Raw genomic sequence first — 20,108 nt, 5'->3', positions numbered from 1 at the left:
CTTCAACATGATTGCACAGCCTTGCTTTCGCGCGGTACGGCAGGCGGCTCACCCAGGCGTCCGCGCCGGGCACGGTCCTGGGCGCCGCGCCCTTCGGCCAGATTCTCCGCCAGCGAATTCTGCACGGCGCAATCTTCAAGTGCGAGGTCGGTGACGAAAGGCACCGGCTTGCCGGCGATCGCCATGCCTTTCAACCGCGCCCAGACGGCGCGCCGCTTGCGCACCTGGTGCGACTGCAACTCACTGATCTCGGCAATGCCGGTCTCGCGCTTGATCTCCAGCGCGCCGGCTTCGACCGCCGCCTCGAACAGCTCAAGGCCGCGCCGGGTGCGTACGATGATGCCGTTGAGCGGCTCGTCTTCGGCCGCAGGCCCGCCATTCAGCCAGGCATCCGAAACGGCGATGTCCGCCACCTGGCCGATCGCGTCGGGGCAGATCTTGCAGCGCGGCTGGATCATCCATTTGTCCTCGTCCTCCCACAACTGCCTATAGGTGAGTTCGAAGGCGAGACCGTCCCTGGTTTCCATCCGATTGAGGCCGGGATTGCCATGGCCCCGATAGCGGAACAGCGCGAGCTCGTCCTCGGCGAGGCCGAAACGCTGCAGCACCTGTTCCGATTTCGACAAATCCGATGCGCCGCCGCAAACGAAGGCCAAGGCATAGCGCATATATCGGTCGACGCGGGGATCGAGCCGCGCCAGGTTGCGCACGGCGGTGATGTCGCAAGGCTTGGCGATCAGCGCGAAGGGTTCGCCGCGATCGAGAATGTCGCAGAAATCCACCAAGGTCGCCGCCGGGCCATAGCGCGAGCCCGCGCCCTCAAGCATCGATGCGGCATCAAAGCTCAGCCGCCTTTCGCTGCGCATCGGCTGGGAATGCGATGCCGCGACATGCAGCACGAATTTGACGCGTCCGGAGCTCAGCAGGAACTGGCCGAGCGCCGTCAGCACCCCGCCGCCGGAACCGACAAACCGCACCGTGGCGTCTCCCGCGCGGCCGAGTACAAGCCGTTCGGCGGGCCCCCAGACAGTGTCGGTCAGCGCTGCTCCGCTCATCTGCGCCGGCGGCGGACCGGCGATCCGGGTCCCCGGGCAGGTTGCGTTGATCCGCACCAAGGTCTCCTTGTCCAACACCTGTCTTGCCACTGGCCGCTCGCGCCCTGCCGGTGTCATCACCATTTCGATTTCGGCGGCACCGGCGATCGAGCGGCAGAGGCCGCAACCGATGCAAAGCCCGTTCTCGACAATCTCGCCGAGCGACAGCGGGCCGACCGCGCGCGGCATCGTGTCCTGACTGGGTTCGAGAAAGCCCATCTCGCTTCGATCTCAGACCGGTTCTGAAATGCGCCGGTACTGATCGGGGCGGCGATAGAGCGCGAAGTTGAAATTCACCTTCCGGCAGGTCTCGATCAGGTCCAGATCGGCGCGATGGACGACGATCTCGTCGTCGAGCGACATCGCTTGCGCGGCGATCTCGCCGGTCGGCGCGATGATGCAGGATCCACCGATCAGCGCCTGGCCATCTTCGAGGCCAGCCTTGGCAGCCGCCGCCACCCACAGCGTGTTCTGGTAGGCGCCAGCCTGCATCGGCAGATGGTTGTGGAACATGCGCAGATGCGCCAGCGCCGGCGCCTCGTCGAGCAGCAGCGGCGTGTTGTAGCCAAGCAGAGCCACCTCGGCGCCGTTGAGGCAAAGCATGCGATAGGTTTCCGGCCAGCGGCGGTCGTTGCAGATCGCCATGCCGACGCGCACGCCGCGATAATCGAAGACTGGAAAGCCGAGATTGCCCGGCTCGAAATAGCGGCGTTCCAGATGCGTGGTCGTGCCTGCCTCCGGCTCGCTCGACCCCGGCACATGCATCTTGCGGTAGCGGCCGATGAAGCGCCCGTCCGGGCCGACAAGGTCCATGGTGTTGAAATGACGCGTCCGGCCGTCTTCCAGCGCGATCTCGCAGTAGCCGAGCGCGAAACCGACCTTTAGGCGCGCGGCGGCATCGTAGAGGCGCCGCGTTTCCGGCCCAGGCATTGCACTTTCGAAGAAGGCATCGATCTCCGCCTGATCATCGATGCGCCAGCGCGGGAAGAAAGTGGTCAGCGCCATCTCGGGAAACACGGCAATCTCGGCCCCGGCAGAAGCTGCCTGCTCCAGCAAGTGGACGAGGCGATCGACAGTTTCGGCACGCGAGGCGCTGCGCTGGATCGGTCCGGTCTGGGCGACCGCGATAGTCAGGCATCGAGCCATGGCGTCGTCTCCTCGACAGGTTTTCCGGAAAGAGCCGGATTGGCGGCGGTGCGCTCTACGAATTGTCCGAACCCCGGCGTCAGTCGACCGCCGCCGTGACCATGATCTCGACGCGATACTGATCGCCGGCAAGTCGCGCCTCCACCGTCGCGCGCACCGGCATGGCGCCGCGGTCGATCCAGGCGTCCCAGGCCGTATTCATCATGTCGAAGTCGGCGATGTCGCGCAGCCAGATCTGGGCGCTCAAAAGCTTCGACTTGTCGCTGCCGGCCTTGGCCAGAAGCGCATCGATCTTGGCGAAAATCTGCTTCGTCTGCGCGGTGGTATCGCCGGAAAGGTCGTCCGCCGTCAGGCCGGAGACATAGACGGTGCCGTTGTAGCGCAGCACCCGGCAGAAGCGTTGGCCGTTCTCAAGACGTTCGATCGTCATCTCCTGGTCTCCTCTCGATCTTCGGCAGGCGACCTATCGTAGGGAGAGTGCAAAAGGGCTGTAAAGCCTGTCGCATGACGCGATGCCGTTTTCCGCCGCTGGGATGGCCAAAAAAAATGACGCCATAGCCGTGTCAATCTTCGCTTGCAGCACGCATGCTGAGGTGTAGCTTCTGTCTGGGAGAGCAGCCGCCGGCCAGCGTGACTGCCAAGGGGAGCCGTCGCAATGCATGAGAATCCGGCGTCGGTCATTGATCCTGCCTGCGATCGCCGGCGCCCGTCCTAGCCGGCCGACAGCGGCATTCATGGGGTCGATCGCTCAATCCGCGATGCGCTTGTGGCGGAACGCCGAGCGCTCCCGCGCCACGCTGCCGATGATGGCAAGCGTCTGTCTCGCCTGTATCGGCAGCGCCATGTTGACGACCGCGGTGTCGTTCCACCTCGGCAAACCCGGCGTCGACCCCGACGTCGTGCAGATCGTGCTGACCGCCTATCCGGTCGGCTTCCTGATCGGATGCCTGATGACACGTCCATTGGTCGCCCGCTATGGCCATGAGCGGACATTCCTGCTGATCCTGACAACGGCGCTGCTGTCGGCCCTGGGCTTCGTCTTCACCGACTTCATGCCGGGCTGGTTCTGCTTGCGGCTGCTCGGCGGCATGTCGATGGCCTCGATGTTCGTCGTCTGCGAGAGCTGGATCAATCTATATGCCGAACAGCACAATCGCGGCGCGCTGTTCGCGGTCTACATGCTGACGACGGCGATTGCCGTGCTGCTCGGGCAGGTCCTGGTGGCGATGGTCGGTCCGCAATCTCCGCATCTGTTTCTGGTCGCGACGGCGACGGTGCTTGTGGCCTTTGCGCCCAACTTCGCCGGGCTGCGCTGGCCGACGCTGCCTTCGGTGCCGGCCGATCCGGTGCCCGCGCCTGGAGCGAAGGCAGACAGGCGGCTCGGACCGCTGGCGCTTTTCAGGCTGGCGCCGGTGACAGTCGTGGCGATTTTCCAGGGCGGCATCACCAACATGAACGTCTTCGTGCTGACGCCTCTTTACGGGACGCAGATTGGCCTGTCGGCGGCGGCCACGGTCTGGCTGGTGACCACAATAAGCATTGCCGGCATGGTGGCGCAGACCCCGGTCGGCTGGCTTTCGGACAGGTTCGACCGCCGCCTGATACTGCTGGTGCAAGGACTGGTGTCGGTGACGGCCTGCGCCGCGATCGCATGGTTCGGCGCTTTGTCGGTGCCGCTGCTGTTCGTGCTGTTCTTCCTCTATGGCGCCACGGCGCTGACGATCTATCCGGTGGCGATGGCCTTCGGCGCATCGCAGCTTCATAGCCGGCACATGGTTGCCGCCTCCGGGACGCTGCTTCTGCTCTACTCGATCGGCAATGTGGCGACGCCGGGTGTCGCAGCAGGGTTGATGGCGCATCTTGGGCCTCCCGCCATGTTCCTGCTGCTCGGTGGCGGCGCTGCCCTGGTCGCGCTTGCCGCCTGCTACAATCTTCTGCGCAGGCCGGTCATGCAAAGTGTCGAGGAACGGGTTTGAGGTCGCCGCGATGAACCGGCTGCAAGGCAGCGTTGTCCTTATCGCGGGCGCCGCAAGCGGCATTGGCGCCGCCATTGCCCAACGCTGCGTTGCGGAAGGCGCCAGCGTAGTCTGCGCAGACCATGATCTTGCGGCGGCGCAAGCACTTGCCGATGGGCTTGGGGCCACCGCGGCCGCCTGCCGCTGCGATGTGACCGATGCAGCGTCGGCCAGCGACGCCATCGACATCGCCAAGCAGCGCTTCGGCCGGCTGGACGGACTGGTGCACAACGCCGCCGCACCATCGACGAACGCCACCGTCGTCGATCTCGACGAACAATCCTGGCGACACGAACTCGACGTCAGCCTGACCGGCGCTTTCCTGATGAGCAAGTTCGCGGTGCCGTTGATCGCCGCGGGCGGCGGCGGCTCGGTAGTGTTCATCGGCTCACAGTTCGGACGGGTCGCGACCGCTAAGGCCGTCGCTTATTGCGCCGCCAAGGCGGGACTGATCCATCTCGCCAAGGCGATGGCTGTCGACCATGCGCCGGACAAGGTGCGCGTCAACAGCTTGTCGCCGGGCGCGGTGGCGACAGCGCGCCTGCTGCGCAGATTTCCAGATTTCGAGGCCGCCAATACCGGTCTTGGATCCGCCCATCTGCTCGGCCGCATCGCAGAGCCGGATGAGATCGCCGCGGCGGCTGCTTTCCTTTTGTCATCGGACGCATCCTTCGTCACCGGATCCGACATGCTCGTGGACGGCGGCTATGCGACGCGCTGACCCTCTTCGCTCAACTTCAAAGGAGTTCGCATGACGCTGCTCGTCACGGGAGGCACCGGCTTTGTCATGAGCGTGGTCGCGCGCGCATGGCTGGACCGCGATCCGCAAGCCCGTGCCGTGATCCTCGACCGGTCCGGTCTCGACGCGGCGGCCGAAAGGCATTTCGCCCCGGTGCGCGACCGGCTCACGGTGATCGCTGCCGATGTCCTCGACCCGAAGGCTTGGTCCGCAACGCTCGACAGGCAAGGCATCACGGCAATCGTGCATGGCGCGACGGTCACGCCGATCTCGCGCGGCAGCGCCTCGGAGGCAAAACGCCAGCCGGAGGCTGAAGACCCTGCCCGCATCGTCGACGTCAATCTCATGGGCACCGTGCGGATGCTGGACTGGGCGCGCGCGAGACCGGGACTCAAGCGCTTCGTCTATGTCAGTTCCGGCTCCGTCTACCGTCACAATGGACCAGACTGGAGCAGCGAGCCGCTGCCGGAAGATGGCTATGTCGCGCCGTTGACGCTCTACGGCATCTCGAAATTCGCCTCCGAAATGGTGACCAACCGCTATGCCGACCTGTTCGACCTGTCGGCGGTCTCGGTGCGGCTTGCTTCCGTCTACGGCCCGATGGACCGCGCCACCGAGAGCCGCAACTTTCGCCATGTTCCCAACCGCGTCGCGCATATGGCTTTGGCCGGCGAGGTGATCAGGCCGAACAGCCTGGACTCCGTCGGCGACTATATCGCCTCGACCGACGTTGCCGCCGCGATCCTCGCGCTGATCGATGCACCGCACCTCAATTACCGCCACTACAACATCGGCTCCGGATCCAGCCAGACCATCGGCGAGATCGTCGGCTGGGCAAGGGAACGCGTGCCGGGCCTGAAGGCCGAGGTGACATCAGGAGAAGACGCCAATATCGTCCAGGATGTGGGACTGAAAGGCGGCATGTGGGGCGCGTATGACATCGCCCGCATCCTGCGCGACACCACATGGCGGCCGCGTCCCGGCAAGGAAGCCTTCCACGCTTACATGGACTGGATAGCCGCCAACGAAACGAGCTGAGAGGAATTTGCCATGACGCCGAGCGCTGCCTTGCAACCGCCCCAGCCGCGCGACTTCGTCGGCTATGGTCCGCGCCCGCCCTTCATGACCTGGCCCGGCGGCGTCAAGCTCGCCATCAACCTCGTGCTCAACTACGAGGAAGGCTCGGAGTACTCATGGCTGGAAGACGGCCGCAACGACAATTGGGGCGAATACAATCTGACCTCGAGCCCGCCGGTGCGCGACCTCGGCACCGAGACGCATTTCGAATATGGCAGCCGCGCCGGTGTCTGGCGCTTGGCACGACTCTTCGATCGCTACGACATCCCGATCACCATCTCCGCTTGCGCGGTGGCACTGGAGCGCAACCCGCCTTTCGTCGAATGGATGAAAACGCGACGGCACGATCTGCTCGGCCACGGCCTGCGCTGGATCGACTACACCACCATGGAGCGCAGCGAGGAAAAGCGCCATCTGCATGAAGCGGTCGCGCTTTACGAGAAGCTGCTTGGAGGGCGCCCCCTGGGTTGGAACTGCCGCTCGCTGCCCAGCGTCAACACGCGCGATTTGCTCGTTGAGGAAGGTGGCTTCCTCTACCACTCCGATCCCTGCAATGACGACCTGCCCTACTTCCTCGACCATCGGGGCACGGAGATCCTGGTCGTGCCCTATTCCAAGACTCTCAACGACAGCCGCTATCTGGTGGCGCCGGGCTACAGCAATCCGCGCGATTTTGCCGAGGATTGCCGCTCGGCGATCGATTACATGCTCGACGAGGCGGACGAGACCGGCGGCCGCATGCTGACGATCGGCATCCATGCGCGATGGATGGGCCAGCCCAACCGGGCGTCCGGGCTGCGCGAGGTGATCGAGCACGTGAAGGAAAAGCCGACCGCTGCCTTTATGCGCCGCCAAGACATTGCCCGGTTCTGGCTGGAGAACCATGTCGGCTTCGAGCGGCGCGGCTGACGGAAGCAAGACTGCATGTTCGATACGCTGATCCGGGGAGCCACCATCGTCAACGCCGAAGGGTTCGAGCGGCGCGATGTAGGCATTACCGGCGGCCGTATCGCAGCGCTTGTCGCGCCTGGCGAGACAGTTTCGGCCGGGACCGTTATCGATGCGGCCGGTGCCTATCTGCTGCCCGGCCTGGTCGACGCGCACGCGCATCTGCGCGAGCCCGGACTGACGCACAAGGAGGACTTTTCCTCCGGCACGCATGCCGCGGCCCTTGGTGGCGTGACGACGGTGCTCGACATGCCGACCGACGAGCCTTGGACGGCCACGGCTGAACAGCTTGCCGACAAGATGGCGATGACTGAGGCCCGCATCCATGTCGATGTCGGCCTGCAGACCGTCGTCAGCCGCGACCTGTCGCTTATTCCTCGCCTGCTGGACCTGGCGCCGGTCTCGTTTGAGCTTTTCACTGCCGATGTGCCAGATGACTTCCTCTTCGCGACGCTCGACGCCGTGGCCGAGGCGTTGAAGGCTTTCGCCGGCACCGACACTTTGATCGGCATCTCGCCCGGCGATCAATCGATCCTGACCGGCAGCACAATGCGCGACCGCTCCGGCACCATAGCCGCCTTTCAGGCCAGCCGGACGCCGCTGGCCGAAGCTAACGGCATCGCCCGGGCGCTAATTGCCGCCGCCTCGGCCGAGACCAGAATTCATGTACGCCAGATCAATTCCGAACTCGGCGTCGAGACGTGGAGCCGGCTGCGCGGCATGGCCGACACCAGCGTCGAAACCACCCCGCAGAACCTCTTCTTCACTGCCGGTGATTATGAGATGCAAGGCGCCAATCTCAAGGCCTCGCCACCGTTGCGCTCGCCGCATGATGTGGATGCGCTGCGCGCCGCGCTACGCGCGGGACTGATCGACATCGTCGCCACCGACCACGCGCCGCACGCGCCAACCGAGAAGGCAGCACCCTACGCGGCTTTCGCCGACATTCCAGGCGGAATGCCAGGGCTGCAGACGCTGCTGCAGGCGATGCTGAAACTGGTCGACGATGGGCTTATCGACCTGTCCGACCTGGTGCGCCTGTGCGCCGGCAATCCGGCCGAGCGCTTCGGCCTCGGCCGGCGCAAGGGCCGGATCGCCGCCGGTTACGATGCCGATATCCTCATCCTCGATCCGCGCCAGTCCAGCACCATCGCCAATGCCGATCAAGTGTCGCGAGCGGGCTATACGCCATTCGATGGCTGGACCGTTCAGGCGCGGCTGACAAGCGTCTTCCTGCGCGGTCGCGAAATCGCGCGCGAGGGAAAACTGATCGGCCCGAAAATTGGAACCATCGTCACCCGGGAAAGCTGAGAACCATGCCCCTGCTCGCCAACAAGACCGCCATCGTCACCGGCGGCAGTTCCGGCATCGGCCGTGCGATCGCGCTGAAATTCGCGGCCGAGGGTGCGAGCGTCGTCATCGCCGACACGGTCGAGCAGCCGATCGAGGGAGGTGAAAGCACCGTGCAGTTGATCCGTTCGGCCGGCAAAGCTGCCGTCTACATCCAGACCGACATATCTGACTGGAGCACCGTCGATGCGCTGGTCGGTGCGACCGTCACGCAGTTTGGACGGCTCGACGTGATGGTCAATAATGCCGCGATCTACACCAGCACCAATCTGATCGACACCACGCCGGAACAATGGCAGCGCGTCATCAGCGTCAACCTAACCGGCTTCTTCTACTGCTCGAGACGGGCTGTGATGCAGATGCTTGCCCAAGCACCCGTCAACGATGTGCGCGGCCGCATCATCAACATCTCCTCGCAGCATGGCATGGTCGCCTGCCCCGGCGACCTTCCCTACTCAGTGAGCAAGGGCGGCGTCGTGCAGATGACACGGCAAATCGCGGTCGACCACGCCGACGATTTGATCGTCTGCAATGCGATTGCGCCAGGCAAGATTGTCACCGGCAAGCCGGGTGTCGCCAACGATCCCGACGCGCTCGACTACTCGCGACGGCGCACGCCATGGCCGCGACTTGGACGTCCAAACGATGTGGCCGGAGCCGCCTTGTTTCTCGCCAGCGACATGGCAAGCTACGTCACAGGCATCAACCTGATGGTGGACGGCGGCTGGATGGCGGGCTGACGAAGGAAGACTTCAGCCCGACGCGCCAGAGAGCGCAATCATGCTGACACGTTTGCAAAACCACCGCGCCAGCATGGCCCCGAGTGTTCAAGGACGTAACCGCCATCCATCGTGATGCTGGTGCCGGTGACAAAAGCCGTTCCATCGCGGGCGAGGTAGGGTATGAGCCCGGCGACCTCTGCGGGCGTGCCGGTGCGCTTGAGGATAGTGCCACCTGCCGCAGCTCCATGGCGCGAGGACGCATGTCGGAGAAATCATCGCCGCGAGAAAAGCCTTCGACGAGGTGCATCGCGACTGACGCTGCCGTCAGGCGGCACTCCGCCCCGAAATCTCTTCACAGAAGGCCAGGAACGCCTCGACTTTGGCCGGCGGCAAACGGCGGGAGGGCGGACTGCATAGAGAGGGAAAGTTTCGTCGGGCCAATCCGGGAAAAGTTCGACGAGCGACCCGATCGCCAGATGGCTTTCAACTCCAAAGGCCAGGACCTGGGCTATACCCAGCCCGCCCAGGCAAGCCTCAACCATCATATCAACGTCCGTGAAGGTGAACCGGACACCGGTCTTCACCATGATCGTCTCGGACGAACGCTGAAACTCGCACTCGAACGGCCTGCCTCGCTGCGGGTCCATGAAGTGGGTGCATTCGTGCGTGGCGAGGTCCGCCGGCACGTTGGGCCGGCCTTTGGCCGCCAGTCGGAGCGGTGACGACCGGCCCGGTGGTGACGGCGCTGCCCAGCGATTGGCCAAAGGCTACGATGGCGAGGCGCTCGCCGCGGGCAGTCTGATGGAGCCTCGCAAGGTGGCGGAAGCGGTGCTATTCATGCGTCACCATTCCGTCACCATTCGCGACTTGGTTATCCTCCCCGGAGCGTCGACATCTGAAGGCGCTCCCGATTGCAAAGGACAGACACCCATGATCCTCGATCGATTCCGGCTTGATTCACAGGTGGCGCTGGTGACCGGCGGCACCCGCGGCATCGGCCTCGCCATAGCCAAGGCGCTGGGTGAGGTCGGCGCACGCGTCGTCATAAGCGGCAGAAGCCTCGGCAAGGAGGCGGAGAAAACGCTTCTCGACGCGGATATCGACTTCAACTTCATCGCCGCCGAACTCGAGGATGCTCCCGCCGCCGACCGACTGATCGCTGAAGTGATCGCTCGCCAAGGCAGGCTCGACATCCTCGTCAACAATGCCGGCATCGCCAGTCATGGCGATAGCGCCGACTATCCCGACGAGACGTGGCGCCGGATCATGGCCATCAATGTCGATGCTGTGTTCCGGTGCTGCCGCGCGGCACTTGCGCCAATGCGACATCAGGGCAAGGGCGCCATTCTGAATGTCGGCTCCATATCGGGGATCGTCTCCAACATTCCGCAGAACCAGGTCGCCTACAACAGCTCCAAGGCTGCCGTGCACATGATGACCAGGAGCCTGGCAAGCGAGGTCGCGGCCGAGAACATCCGCGTCAACGCGGTCGCGCCCGGCTACATCGATACCGACATGTCGCGCGGCGGGATCGAGAACCCGGACTGGTTTCCGATCTGGCAACGCATGACGCCGATGGGCCGCGTCGGCCAGCCCGAAGAAATCGCGGCGGCGGCCGTGTTCCTTTGTTCGGACGCAGCGAGCTACGTGACAGGCGAAGTGCTCGTCGTCGACGGCGGCTACACGACACGTTGAGCGGGGAACTGCACGGAGGGCATGCTCCGACGCTGGTGCTTCATCCGTCGGGAATCAGGCAGCCGGGATTCATGATGCCCAGTGGATCGAAGGCAGCCTTGATTGCGGCGGCAGCCTTCTGCTGCTCCGGCGTCAGCCACTTCCAGTAGATCGCACGACGGCTCCGGCCGACGCCATGCTCGGCGCTAAAGGAGCCAGAAAAACCGCGAACGATGCCGTAGAGGCCGTCCAACAGGTCCGTGCCCCGCTCGCGCACCGCCCCCGCCGACAGGTCTGTCGGCGGCATGACGTTGAAGTGGATGTTGCCGTCGCCGGCATGGCCGTAGGCAATAGGCTCCCAGCCCGGCCAGTTCGACAGAACGTAACTGCGGGCATTCTCGATCATCGGCGCCACGTCGCCCAGGCGCACGGACAGGTCGGTGCGGATGTGCCGGCCGCGTTTCGCCTGCCCTTCCACGAGGTCTTCGCGGATCGCCCAGAAGGCGCGAGCCTGGGCGCGGCTCTGCGCGATTGTGCCGTCGCCGAGCAGGCCGGCCGCGAACGCCTCGCCAAGCAGCGCCTCGAGCAGCGCACGACCGTCGATGGCGGAACTGCAGCCAAGCTCCATAAGGACGTGCACCGGCCACTCGCCTTCCAGCGGCACCCGTGTTTCAGGATTGCTCAAGGTGGCAAACGCAATGCATTCCGAGCCGATCACCTCGAAGGCCGTCAAAAGGTCGGAGCACACGCGGCGCGCCGTGCCGAACAGCGCCATGGCGTCAGCGAAAGAACCCAGGCCGAGATAGGCTGTCTCCACGTTGGCTGGCCGCGGGAAAAGTTTCACTTCGACGCCCGTCACAATGCCCAGTGTTCCTTCCGAACCGATCAGAAGCTGCTTCAAATCGTAGCCACGGTTGTCCTTGCGCAGTCCCGACATGCCTTCCCACAGGCTACCGTCGGGCAGGACGGCTTCGAGCCCAAGAACGAGATCGCGCGTCATGCCGTAACGCAGCACGTTGATGCCGCCGGCATTCGTGGCCAAATTGCCGCCGATCTGGCACGAGCCCTGCGCACCCAGCGCCAGCGGAAAGAGCATGTCCTCGGCATCGGCCGCATCCTTCAGCGTCTGCAGGACGGCCCCGGCATCGGCCCGCAGCGTGAAGTTCACGGCGTCGATGCCGCGTATGCGGTTGAGCCGCTCGAGCGAGACCACAACGACGCTTGGCGGGCCATCGGCGACGGCACCGGCGACGAGTCCGGTATTGCCGCCTTGCGGCACGATCGGAACGCGGTGCTCGGCGCAGATGCGTACCAGCGCTTGCACCTCCTCGACCGATTTCGGCCGCAGCACGGCAAGCGCCGCGCCGCGATAGTCACCCGTCCAGTCGTGCAGGTAGCGCTCGGCTTCCGGCGCCGATCCGTCGATGAAACCTGCGGCATCGAGGACGGAGCGAAGCGCTTCGAGCGCTTCGCCAGCGGGCACGCCGCTGGTGGCCGTTGGCGCGGCGGGCGGCATCAGCCGAAGTAACGCACGCGGATCGCGTCTATGGCGACGGCGATAAAGATCATGAAGCCGCCAATCATGCCGACATAGAAGGACGGCACGGAGATGATGGCGAGACCGACCTGGATGACCGTGAGCAGCAGCACACCGCCCAGCACGCCGACGATGTTGCCACGCCCGCCGAACACGCTCACGCCGCCGATTATCGGCGCGGCGATGGCGTAAAGCAGGTAGCTGGAACCCTGGTTGGAGGTGATGGCCATCTGCCAGGAGGCAAGCAGGAAGCCCGCGACCCCGGCGAGGAATCCAGCGATGGTGAAGGTGATGATCTTGATCCGGTCGACGCGGATGCCGGCCGAATTCGAGGCGACGGGATTGCCGCCCACCGCATAGATGCTGCGGCCGAGCACGGTGTTGCGCAGCAACACGGCCATTGCGACAAGCGCTATGATGAAGACGACCGGCATGATGGGCCAGCCGCCGCCGATGGCGGCCTGGCCGATCCACACATAGGCGTCCGGGAGGTTGGTGATGGTGCGGCCCTGGGTCAGCGTCAGAAGCGCGCCCTGCAGGATGATCATCATCGACAGGGTCTGGATGAGCGAGACCATCTTGAGCTTGGTGATGCACAGGCCGTTGAAGAAGCCGATCAAGGTGGCGACTGCGATCCCCACCAGCATCGCCAGCAGCCACGGCAGCCCGAGATCGGAATAGGCCATGGCGCCGATGGCCGAGGAGAAGCCGAGGTTCGCCGGAAGCGAAAGGTCGATCTCGGCGACCAGCAGCGGAAGCGCAACCGCAAGCCCGATCATGCCGAGCACGGTGGCCTGCACCATGATGTTTTGCAGGTTGAAGGTGGTGAAGAAGAACTCGTTAAACAGGCCGAAGATTACCACCAGCGCGATCAGCCATATCCACACGACGTTGTGCAGCACCCAGCCCAGCACCGACTTCCCGCCTTGCTGCGGGGCGGAAGCCGGGGTCGGCTTGGCGGCGGCTGCAGTCGTCTGGCTCATGGCGTCTTTCCTTGTCCGGTGGCTGTCATCCGTCAGCCCGCTGTTTGGCTCCCTGGCGCAGGCGCTCGCTGGAGATCGCCTCGCCTGAGAATTCTTCGCGGATCGCGCCGTCCTCGAACACGCAAACCCGGTCGACGGCGCGCACGATCTCGTCTGTGTCGGTCGAGACGATAATGACGGACACGCCGTCGCGGGCAAGCTCGTCGACTATGCGCAGCACGTCCTGCTTGACGCCTATGTCGATGCCGCGCGTCGGCTCGTCGAGGATGAGCAGGCGCGGCTTCGTGGCGAGCACACGGCCAAGGCAGACCTTCTGCTGGTTGCCGCCGCTCAGCGTGTCGACCACCGCCGCTGGGCCTGCGGCCTTGATGCCCATGGCACGGAAATAGCGGTCCGAGAGCAGCTTCTCGGCCTCGGGTCGCAGGAAACCGCCGCGCGCCACGACCGGGAGCGACGATAGCGAGATATTCTCCCCGATCGTCATCTGCGCCACGAGACCGTCGCGATGCCGGTCGTCGGAAAGAAAGGCAATGCCCATGTCGAAGGCGTCACGCGGGGTGGCGGGCAGCGGACGCGGTTTTTCGGTCCCAAACGCAATGGTTCCGGATTGGGTAGGTGCGAGCCCGAAGATCGCGCGAGCCAATTCCTTGGCCCCTGCCCCCGGCAGTCCGGTGAAGCCGACGATTTCGCCGGGGCGCAGGTCGAGCGTTTTGACGCCGATCGTGCCACTGGCCACATCGCGCAGTCGCACCACGGGCTCCTCGGTCGCGAATGTACGGCGTTCGCGCTGAAACAGCACGAGACCTCGGCCAAGCACCAACTCCGAAAGCTGCTCGGACGTCAGGCTGCCGACATCCTCCGTGCCGCCGGCCAGCGCCCCGTCGCGCAGCACCGAGCAGGCGTCGCAGATCTCGAGGATCTCGTCATTGTAGTGCGAGATGAAGATGAAGGTGACGCCTTGCGCCTTCAGTTCGCGCATGAAGCTGAAGAGTTGAGCCCGGTCCTCGACGGTAAGGGCGGCGGTCGGCTCGTCGAGGATGATCACCTTGCCGCCGCTGAACATGGCGCGCAGTATGTTGAGCTTGCGGCGGGCAACCGCATCCAGCCTGCCGGCCATCGCCTGCGGGTCTATGCCGGTGCCCTCCAGCATGCGTGAGGCATCGTCCCTGAGCTTGCGCCAGTTCACGAAACCGCTCCTGCTCGGCCAGATGCCGAGCATCAGGTTTTCAGCCGCCGTCACGTGATCGATGATCATCGGCTCCTGGGTGACCAGAAACACGCCAGCCTTTTCCATCGCCTTCACGTCGACATTCTCGATCGGCCGGCCGTCGAGATAGATAGTGCCGCTGGATGGAACGCGTTGACCGGAGATCAGTCCGACCAGCGTGGACTTGCCGGCACCGTTCTCACCCAGAAGCCCGTGGATCATGCCGCGCCGGATACCGAGCGACACGTCGCGCAACGCGAGGGTTGAGCCGTAGCGTTTGCTGAGGTTCTCGACCCTGAAGATAAACGGGTCTGCGCTGGGCTGTCTGGCGGATTCGGCTGTCAATTACGAACTCCCGATCGGTCGGGCTGCTATCATGCGGAGCGATCTCTCACGCCACAAGTGCCACGCCGGCGGGACCGGCGTGGCACGGGAGGACATCTTTGCGCAGATCATCAAGTGTAGGGAATACCCCATTCCTTTTCGGAGATCGCACCCCAGTGACGCTTGTCGCCGGAGTTGGACGCATCGATGACGAAGGGCGGGATGATGAGCGTCGGGCCGGTGGCGCCGGCGACGATCTCGCCCTTCTCCCAAAAGTACTTCTTGTTCTCGTAGGTGCCGATCGGAACGGCTTCGCTCTTGAGCGAGTGCTTGACCAGCATCTCGACCGCGATTTCGCCGTAGGCGATCGGGTCCTGCGAGACGCAGGCGTCCATGAAGCCGTCCTGGATCCACTTCAGCGCCACCGGCTCGCCATCGATGTTGACGAAAATGACGTGACCGTCTTCGCCGACCTTCTTCCAGCGGCCTTTCTGCTGGAGCGCGGTGACGATGCCGCGCGACGGCGAGTCCGACGGCGCGTGGACTGCATCGAGATCGGGGAATTCGGAGAGCGTCGAAAGGGTCACGGCGAGCATCTGATCGAGCTGTCCTTCGGTCGGACGCGCCAGATACTTGATATCAGGGTATTTCGCGAATTCCTCGTCCATGCCTTCCTTGCGCAGGCGCCAAGCCACGCTCTGGAGCGCGCCGAAGCAGTTGAGCACTGTGCCCTTCGGGCTGCCATGCCTTTCGGTCAAGCGCTTGATGATCTGCTGCGCGGCCATCACGCCGCCGAGCTTGTTGTCGAAGCTGACGGTGATCGCCACGTCGCCGCCATCGGACGGGGTGTCGATGATCGCAACGGGAATCTTCTTCTGATTGTAGCGGCGGATGGCTGAGACAATCGCCTGGCTGTCGATTGGATCCGACACGATCGCCGAGGGCTGTTTCAGCATCAGGCTCTGCCACTGCTCGAGCTGACGCGTATTGTCGAAGCTGGCGTTGGTTGCCTGGAACTTCATCTTGTTCGCCCCGACGGCTCGCTTCACCGCCTCTTCCTGGATGACGAAGAAGTAGTAGTCGAGGCTCTTATTGCTGAAAGGGATAAAGCCGGCTTCCTGCGCCCAGGCTGCCTTGCCCACGAGGGCGCTCGCGCCCATGGCCGCGCCCAGTACGCCGCCCGCCTTCAGCAAGCCGCGCCGCGTCAGTCCGTTCAATCGATCCATCTGTTTTCCTCCCAGGATGTGATTTATCTAGCAATACTAGTTATTCAGAACCAAGGCAAGGGGCTAGCTCGCCCTATCTCCAGCATCTTCACTCGTGGAGTTTGGCTTTGCGAGTTTCAGATTTTCAGGAAAATATTACTGTTTTCATAGTATTAGGCCGAACGTCTAAAAGACGCAGGCCCGGCTCGGCCGGTCGCGCACTGATCCGGCGCCCGTCAATGGCATCAATCAAAATATAGACTTCACTACGCGCTACGCATAGCCACGTAGGTCGTGCCGTCGAGGCAGCCGACCACCATTCCTCGCGACTCGCGCGTGAAAAGGCCGTTCTCCACCACGCCGGGAATACGGTTCAATTCCGTCTCCAGCTTGGCCGGCGACGGGATGACACCGCAGCGGCAATCGAGGATGAAGTGGCCGCTGTCGGTCACGACCGGCTGGCCGTCGCGCATGCGGCGCTCGATGATCGCGTTCTTGATGCGGTGGTCGGTGAGCGCCTCGGCGACCATGCGTTCGGTCTGCCTCCAGGCGAACTGCACCACCTCCACCGGCAACGGGAAGGCGCCGAGCCGCTCCACGATCTTGGTTTCATCGCAGATGGTGATCATGCGCTTGGACGCATGGGCAATGATCTTCTCCCACAGCAGGCAGGCCCCGCCGCCCTTGATCATGTTGAATTCGCGATCGATCTCGTCGGGGCCGTCGATCGTAAGGTCAAGCTCGCCGATCTCGTTAGGGTCGGTAAGCGCGATGCCGACCTGGCGGGCGACGTCATTGGTAGAGCGAGAGGTGGTCGTGCAGGTGAGTTTCAGGCCGTCCGCAACATGCTTGCCAAGCTCGCGAACAAAGAAATGCGAGGTCGTGCCCGAGCCGAGGCCGAGCTTCATGCCATCCCTGACGAACTCCTCGATTACACGGCGTCCGGCCGCCTTCTTGGCTTCGTCCTGTGTGCTCATTGTCACGTCTTCCTTTCGGCGGCTCGCATGCGGGCAGTGTTCAGATCTTGTCAGTCTGCCAGGAATCGAGAGCCGGCAGTTGGTCGGGGAACTCGCTGCCGCTCGTCATGGCAATCGCCGTCACCAGCATGTTGACGACGAGGTGGTGGTTGAGGCGCGACGCGAGCGGCGTCATGATCTCGGTCCGGTCGTAGGGCAGCACCGCAATCAGAACGTCCGATACATGCGCGAGCGGGCTCCCCGCCGCGGTGACCGACAGCACGCGCGCGCCCTTGGCGCGCGATGCCGTGGCAACGTCGACCATCTGCTTGGTGTGCCCCGACTGGGAAAAGATCAGCGCGACCTCGTCCGGTCGCGAGGTCTCCGCATGCAGCCATTGCTTCTTGCGCCCGACGAGGGCTGCGCAACGCATGCCCAGGCGCTGGAACTTGTGTTCGGCATCGAGCGCCGTAATCTCGGAAATACCACTGGCATAGATGCCGACCCACGAGACAGTGGATAGCAGCCTCGCTCCGGCTTCGACCTCGCCCGGATTGAGATCTTCCAGCAGCCGCTGAATGGCGTTCAGCGAGTTGCGCGCCGTCTTTCGCACAACGTTCTGGATTGAATCGCCTGGAACGATCTGCTCGTAGGCAAAGGGCGCGGACGGCACCAGGCTCTGGGCGAGGTTGAGCTTGAAGTCCTGGTAACCCTGGAAGCCAAAGCGTCGGCAGAAGCGCATGATGGTCGGATCGCTTACCGCGCACTGCTCCGACAGGCGCGCCATGCTCATATGGATGACGTCGCCCGGATTGGCGCTGACGAAACGGGCCACCCTGCGCTCGGCCGAGCCCATCTCCCCGCTCTCCTGCACGATGCGTTGCAACAGGCTCATCGCCACCGGCCTCCCTACTTGCCTTGAACAAGTCCGGAATTGGCTGCCAGATCGATCAGGCGGTCAAGGCGCCACTCGGATTCCACGGCGACCTGTCCGCCGCATCCCCAGGAAACGGCATAGAACGGTACACGCGCCGCGGTGGCGGTCGCCTGATCGACGGCGGTGTCGCCGACATAGGCCCAGACGTCGCCAGTGATGCCCATACGCTCGGCGACGGCGAGCAGATGGCTTGGGTGCGGCTTGCAAACGGGCGCCGCATCCGCGCCCACAACCGCTTCGAACAGCGGCGCGACGCCCAGGATTTCGAGCACCTTCAGCGACAGTCCTTGCGGCTTGTTGGTGCAGATGCCGAGACGCACGCCAGCGCCATGGAGCGCCTCCAAATCCTCGCGGACATGCGGATAGAACAGCGTACGTCCGGCAGGCTCCCGGCTATAGTTATCGAGATACTCCTTCACCGCCTCGTCCACTGTCGCATCGTCGCTCGGCAGACCGAGCGCCACAAACATGTCGAGCAGCAATCTGCGCGGCCCAAAACCGATAAACGTCTCGATGAAGGCGACGCTCTGGATCGGCCAGGCGCGACGTTCCAGCACCTTGTTCACGGCGGCGGCGATGTCGGGCGCGCTGTCGATAAGCGTGCCGTCAAGGTCGAAGACAAGCGCCTGGTAGCTGTCCTTGCGTGGGCTCATACGACGCCTCCCTCTGCCATCAACGGTCGAGTCCAGCCTTGCCGATCGCGGCAAAGCTCGGGGCCAGCGCGCCATAGAGGCCGCCATAAATCTCGAAGGACTTGCGCAGCAATTCGCCTGCGGTCGCATCCGCTGTCTCGCGGGTGACGGGACGACACGCTCTTGCCGCCTCGATTGCGCTGGGCCAGACCCCCACCCCGACGCCCGCGATCAGGGCCGCTCCAAAGGCGCCGCCTTCCGCCGCCCCTTCGGTCGTCACCACATCGCAGCCGAAGAGATCCGCCTGCATCTGCCGCCACAGTGCCGAGCGGGCGCCACCGCCGGAGGCCTTGATCAGGGTTCGGCCGATGCCGACCCTCTCCATCAGCGCGTAGATGTCGAACAGCGAATGGGTCACGCCTTCCATGACGCTGCGAGCCATGTCCGCCGCGCCGTGGCGTGCGGTCAGCCCGACGAAACCGCCACGCGCGGAAGGGTCTGGATGCGGACAGCGCTCACCATTGAGGTAGGGCAAGAAGAGGAGCCCACGCGACCCGGCCGGCGCTTCGGCGGCAATCGTCACCATCCGTTCGGCGGACGGTGTATCGCCGCCAGCGAAGCCGCCGAGCAACGCCCGCAGCCACTCCATCGCGCCACCGGCGTTGAGCGAGACGCCCATGCAATGCCACTTGTCCGGTGCCACATTGCAGAAGACCTGCAGCCGGCCGTCCGGGTTGGCCACCGGCTCGTCGAGCGCTGCCGCGACGATGCCTGCCGTGCCGATCGTGGTCTGCAGCTCACCCGGCGCGATAACTCCCGAACCGATCGTCTGGATGACGCTGTCTCCGCCACCACCGACCACCGGTGTGCCGGCCGGGAGCCCGAACAGTGCCGCGCCGGACTTGCTGACACGCCCGCTGACGACATGCGACTCGTGGCACCGCGGCAGCAGCGACGGGTCGAGCCCAAGCAGACCGAGCAGGCCGGTTGCCCAGACGCGTTTGCGGGTGTCGAACAGGCCGGTGCCCGACGCGTCAGAAACCTCGGTCGCGAGTTCTCCCGTGAGCACCAGGCGGAGGTAGTCCTTGGGGTTCAAGACGTGACGCAGCCGGCCGAACAATTCCGGCTCGTGGTTGCGCATCCACAGGATCTTGCCGCCTGTGTATCCGACCAGCATGCGGTTGTTGGTGCGCGTCAGCAATCCCTCCAGCCCGCCCGCCCGCTCGTTGATCTCGTCGCACTCGGTCCTGTTGCGCTGGTCATTCCACAGGATCGCCGGACGCAGAACCGTGTGCGTCTCGTCGAGGGGGGTCAGGCCGTGCATCTGGCCGGAGAGACCGACGGCTGCGATCTCGACATCCGGCTTGCGCGCGAGGATGCCGGCGACGGCGGCCCGCGCACCCTCGATCCAGAGCCGCGGATCCTGCTCCGTCCAGCCGGGATGCGGCTGCGAAAGTCCATAGGTCTCGGTGCAGCTTGCCATCACAGCGCCGTCTGCATCGATCAGCAGCGCCTTGCAGCCTGAGGTGCCGATGTCGATGCCAAGCAGGACCTGCGTCACC

Annotated in this window: 19 protein-coding genes and 2 pseudogenes; 8 read left to right on the top strand and 13 right to left on the bottom strand. The window is 64.4% G+C overall.

What is annotated here, in order from left to right; all coding sequences use genetic code 11:
- Positions 1-2: 2 nt before the first annotated feature.
- The 3 genes from AC0L2H_RS09640 to AC0L2H_RS09630 form a co-directional block, all read right to left on the bottom strand.
- Complete coding sequence (locus tag AC0L2H_RS09640) at positions 3-1,313, bottom strand: Coenzyme F420 hydrogenase/dehydrogenase, beta subunit C-terminal domain (RefSeq protein ID WP_473589980.1); 1,311 nt, start codon at positions 1,311-1,313, stop codon at positions 3-5.
- Between the two features lie 12 nt (positions 1,314-1,325).
- Positions 1,326-2,240 carry a nitrilase-related carbon-nitrogen hydrolase gene (locus tag AC0L2H_RS09635; protein ID WP_473589979.1) on the bottom strand — a complete coding sequence of 305 codons (915 nt, stop codon included), beginning with the start codon at positions 2,238-2,240 and terminating at the stop codon, positions 1,326-1,328.
- Positions 2,241-2,319: 79 nt separating this feature from the next.
- Positions 2,320-2,670: a RidA family protein gene (locus AC0L2H_RS09630; RefSeq protein WP_473589978.1), complete on the bottom strand. Its 351-nt coding sequence runs from the start codon at positions 2,668-2,670 to the stop codon at positions 2,320-2,322.
- A gap of 229 nt (positions 2,671-2,899) precedes the next feature.
- Between AC0L2H_RS09630 and AC0L2H_RS09625 the strand changes: the two genes are divergently transcribed.
- From AC0L2H_RS09625 to AC0L2H_RS09600, 6 genes are read left to right on the top strand one after another with little or no spacing between them, the layout of a single operon-like run.
- The gene (locus tag AC0L2H_RS09625; protein WP_473589977.1) at positions 2,900-4,216 is read left to right on the top strand and encodes an MFS transporter; all 1,317 of its coding nucleotides are present in this window, start codon (positions 2,900-2,902) and stop codon (positions 4,214-4,216) included.
- 10 nt (positions 4,217-4,226) lie between these two features.
- Positions 4,227-4,976, top strand: a complete 750-nt coding sequence (locus AC0L2H_RS09620) for an SDR family NAD(P)-dependent oxidoreductase (protein ID WP_473589976.1) — start codon at positions 4,227-4,229, stop codon at positions 4,974-4,976.
- 30 nt (positions 4,977-5,006) lie between these two features.
- Positions 5,007-6,032: an NAD-dependent epimerase/dehydratase family protein gene (locus AC0L2H_RS09615; protein ID WP_473589975.1), complete on the top strand. Its 1,026-nt coding sequence runs from the start codon at positions 5,007-5,009 to the stop codon at positions 6,030-6,032.
- Positions 6,033-6,044: 12 nt separating this feature from the next.
- Positions 6,045-6,980 carry a polysaccharide deacetylase family protein gene (locus tag AC0L2H_RS09610; protein WP_473589974.1) on the top strand — a complete coding sequence of 312 codons (936 nt, stop codon included), beginning with the start codon at positions 6,045-6,047 and terminating at the stop codon, positions 6,978-6,980.
- Positions 6,981-6,995: 15 nt separating this feature from the next.
- Positions 6,996-8,330, top strand: coding sequence for a dihydroorotase (locus AC0L2H_RS09605; protein WP_473589973.1), 1,335 nt, complete (start codon positions 6,996-6,998; stop codon positions 8,328-8,330).
- 5 nt (positions 8,331-8,335) lie between these two features.
- Complete coding sequence (locus AC0L2H_RS09600; protein ID WP_473589972.1) at positions 8,336-9,109, top strand: SDR family NAD(P)-dependent oxidoreductase; 774 nt, start codon at positions 8,336-8,338, stop codon at positions 9,107-9,109.
- A gap of 38 nt (positions 9,110-9,147) precedes the next feature.
- Here the strand turns inward: AC0L2H_RS09600 and AC0L2H_RS09595 are convergent.
- Positions 9,148-9,318, bottom strand: a pseudogene (locus tag AC0L2H_RS09595) (SDR family oxidoreductase); the annotation flags it as partial.
- A gap of 45 nt (positions 9,319-9,363) precedes the next feature.
- A complete protein-coding gene (locus AC0L2H_RS09590; RefSeq protein ID WP_473589971.1) occupies positions 9,364-9,777 on the bottom strand; it encodes a LysR substrate-binding domain-containing protein in 414 nt (137 codons plus the stop codon).
- Positions 9,778-9,800: 23 nt separating this feature from the next.
- On the opposite strand from AC0L2H_RS09590, the pseudogene AC0L2H_RS09585 reads away from it, so the two are divergent.
- A pseudogene (locus AC0L2H_RS09585) lies at positions 9,801-9,979 on the top strand (glucose dehydrogenase); the annotation flags it as partial.
- 42 nt (positions 9,980-10,021) lie between these two features.
- Positions 10,022-10,786 carry an SDR family NAD(P)-dependent oxidoreductase gene (locus AC0L2H_RS09580; protein ID WP_473589970.1) on the top strand — a complete coding sequence of 255 codons (765 nt, stop codon included), beginning with the start codon at positions 10,022-10,024 and terminating at the stop codon, positions 10,784-10,786.
- A gap of 40 nt (positions 10,787-10,826) precedes the next feature.
- Here the strand turns inward: AC0L2H_RS09580 and AC0L2H_RS09575 are convergent, their stop codons facing one another.
- The 8 genes from AC0L2H_RS09575 to xylB all read right to left on the bottom strand — a co-directional run bounded on the left by AC0L2H_RS09575 (position 10,827) and on the right by xylB (position 20,107).
- Entirely contained in the window at positions 10,827-12,248 is a 1,422-nt protein-coding gene (locus AC0L2H_RS09575; RefSeq protein ID WP_473589969.1) for an FAD-binding oxidoreductase, read from the bottom strand.
- A gap of 32 nt (positions 12,249-12,280) precedes the next feature.
- Complete coding sequence (locus AC0L2H_RS09570; protein ID WP_473589968.1) at positions 12,281-13,285, bottom strand: ABC transporter permease; 1,005 nt, start codon at positions 13,283-13,285, stop codon at positions 12,281-12,283.
- A 25-nt stretch (positions 13,286-13,310) separates the two neighbouring features.
- The gene (locus AC0L2H_RS09565; protein ID WP_473589967.1) at positions 13,311-14,837 is read right to left on the bottom strand and encodes a sugar ABC transporter ATP-binding protein; all 1,527 of its coding nucleotides are present in this window, start codon (positions 14,835-14,837) and stop codon (positions 13,311-13,313) included.
- Positions 14,838-14,947: 110 nt separating this feature from the next.
- Positions 14,948-16,042 (bottom strand): substrate-binding domain-containing protein, encoded by a 1,095-nt coding sequence (locus AC0L2H_RS09560; protein WP_473589965.1) that lies wholly within the window; start codon positions 16,040-16,042, stop codon positions 14,948-14,950.
- Between the two features lie 245 nt (positions 16,043-16,287).
- Positions 16,288-16,998: a ribose-5-phosphate isomerase RpiA gene (rpiA, locus tag AC0L2H_RS09555; protein ID WP_473589964.1), complete on the bottom strand. Its 711-nt coding sequence runs from the start codon at positions 16,996-16,998 to the stop codon at positions 16,288-16,290.
- A 40-nt stretch (positions 16,999-17,038) separates the two neighbouring features.
- Positions 17,039-17,872 carry a MurR/RpiR family transcriptional regulator gene (locus AC0L2H_RS09550; RefSeq protein ID WP_473589963.1) on the bottom strand — a complete coding sequence of 278 codons (834 nt, stop codon included), beginning with the start codon at positions 17,870-17,872 and terminating at the stop codon, positions 17,039-17,041.
- A gap of 14 nt (positions 17,873-17,886) precedes the next feature.
- A complete protein-coding gene (locus tag AC0L2H_RS09545) occupies positions 17,887-18,567 on the bottom strand; it encodes an HAD-IA family hydrolase (protein WP_473589962.1) in 681 nt (226 codons plus the stop codon).
- A 19-nt stretch (positions 18,568-18,586) separates the two neighbouring features.
- Positions 18,587-20,107: a xylulokinase gene (xylB, locus tag AC0L2H_RS09540; RefSeq protein WP_473589961.1), complete on the bottom strand. Its 1,521-nt coding sequence runs from the start codon at positions 20,105-20,107 to the stop codon at positions 18,587-18,589.
- Between the last annotated feature and the right edge of the window lies 1 nt (position 20,108).

Source organism: Mesorhizobium sp. WSM4871 (genome assembly GCF_055811295.1).
Note: the sequence above shows the minus strand (reverse complement) of the source record. Positions and strands in the feature narration are given on the sequence as shown.